Source organism: Haloferula sp., from assembly GCF_049672945.1.
In the GTDB taxonomy this organism is placed as follows: Bacteria; Verrucomicrobiota; Verrucomicrobiia; order Verrucomicrobiales; family Akkermansiaceae; genus Haloferula.
This window is the reverse complement of the sequence record NZ_JBATWY010000055.1, coordinates 1-1,734: the sequence shown is the minus strand read 5'-3', so window position 1 is coordinate 1,734 and position 1,734 is coordinate 1. Positions and strand designations below refer to the sequence as shown.

2 protein-coding genes are annotated in these 1,734 nt (G+C 58.0%); one reads left to right on the top strand and one right to left on the bottom strand.

Annotation, left to right across the window (positions count from 1 at the left end; all coding sequences use genetic code 11):
* Positions 1 to 1,324, top strand: a 1,324-nt coding sequence (gene ltrA / locus WBG04_RS04885; RefSeq protein WP_424313258.1) for a group II intron reverse transcriptase/maturase, incomplete at its 5' end; no start/stop codon positions are given.
* A gap of 83 nt (positions 1,325 to 1,407) precedes the next feature.
* On the opposite strand, the gene WBG04_RS04880 is transcribed toward ltrA, so the two are convergent.
* Positions 1,408 to 1,734: amino acid--tRNA ligase-related protein (locus WBG04_RS04880; RefSeq protein ID WP_424313257.1), on the bottom strand; the 327-nt coding region annotated here is incomplete at its 5' end.

The following is a 1,734-nucleotide window of genomic DNA, read 5'->3' as shown; positions in this document are numbered from 1 at the left end:
AAGGGATAAACAAGCGGAAGAGGACTTGTGGCAGTGCTACAAGGCCGAACGCGGAGTATGGACGGAGCCGATGCTGGGAGCCCTCGAAAGAGGGATCAAAGGAAACAAGTGGTTCAGCCTGATCGATAAGGTCAGCACAGACAGAACGCTTCAACTGGCATGGGAAAAGGTGCTATCCAACGCAGGGGCCTGCGGCGTGGACGGCATCACGGTAGGACGCTTCGAGAAAGACAGCCAAAGCCGGCTGCTCGCCGTGAAGGAGTATTTGAAAACGGGCACCTACCAAGCCAAGCCAGTCAAACGGGTCTGGATCGCCAAACCTGGCAGCGCGGAAAAGCGACCCTTGGGGATACCCACGGTCACCGACCGCGTGGTGCAAACGGCCCTGAGAATGGTCATCGAACCAATCTTTGAAAACCGTTTCCACCCGCACAGTTATGGCTTCCGTCCCGGACGCGGTTGCAAGGACGCACTGAGGCATGTGGATAAGCTGTTAGAAACAGGAAATCTGCATGTCGTGGACGTCGACATCAAAGGCTACTTCGATTCGATCCCCCATGATCGGCTTATGGACCTTGTGCGCGAGCACGTGGCCGACGGGCGGGTGTTGGGGCTTATCGAGGGATTTCTCAAAACAGGCGTGATGGAACACGCTGGCTGGAGCAAGCAGGAAGACGGCACGCCGCAAGGCGGCGTCATCAGCCCGCTGTTAGCCAACATCTATCTCGACCCGCTGGACTGGCTCATGGCCGGTCTTGGTTTCCAAATGGCGAGGTATGCGGATGACATGGTCGTCCTCTGCCGTAGTCGTGAAGAAGCAGGAAAAGCGCTTGAAACGATCCGGGAATGGATGGCCGGAGTCGGACTCACCCTTCATCCAGAAAAGACCTGCGTGGTGGACATGAACCCAGCCGGGAGTCACTTCGACTTCCTCGGTTATAGGTTCATGAAAAGCCGCAAAGGAGGGATGTTGAAGCTCGTCCGGCCCAAGAGCCTGCGCAAGTTGCGCGAATCCATCAAACCCCGAACCAAGCGTACCAGCGGACGTAGCATGGAAGCCATGGTTGCCGAACTGAACCGGAAACTCCGGGGCTGGTATGGCTACTTCAAACACGCCGACCCCAGCGTGATGCAGAGCGTCGATGGATGGACGCGCGGGCGACTGCGTTCCATTCTGAGAAAACGCAACGGCCTTCGTGGTCGTGGGCGAGGACGAGATCATCAACGCTGGCCCAACCGCTACTTTGCAGGACTCGGGCTCTTTTGCCTGCTGGATGCCCAGAGTGCTGAAGTCATCAGTCTCCGTCATGGAGCAAACCACTGACTGGAGAGCCGGATGCGGGAGATCCGCCTGTCCGGTTCGGAGGGGGGAGCGGCGCAAACCAATGCGCCGTTCCTACCTCTATCTTACGGATTCGGTGCAGGCTTCTTGGCCGTCGACTGAATGCGGAGGTCACGCAGTTGTTTTGGGTCCACTTCGGCAGGCGAGAGGGACATCAGGTCGTTGCCCTTGTTGTTTTTCGGGAATGCGATCACTTCTCGAATGGAGTGCTCACCGCAGATGAGCATGACCAGACGGTCGAGTCCAAGAGCCACGCCGCCGTGCGGTGGGGCGCCAAACCTGAAGGCATCCAGAATGTGTCCGAATTCCTCGGCCGCATGTTCCTCGGTGATACCGAGTGCCTTGAACATGGCGCTCTGAAGCGGTGCCTCGTGAATCCGGATGGATCCACC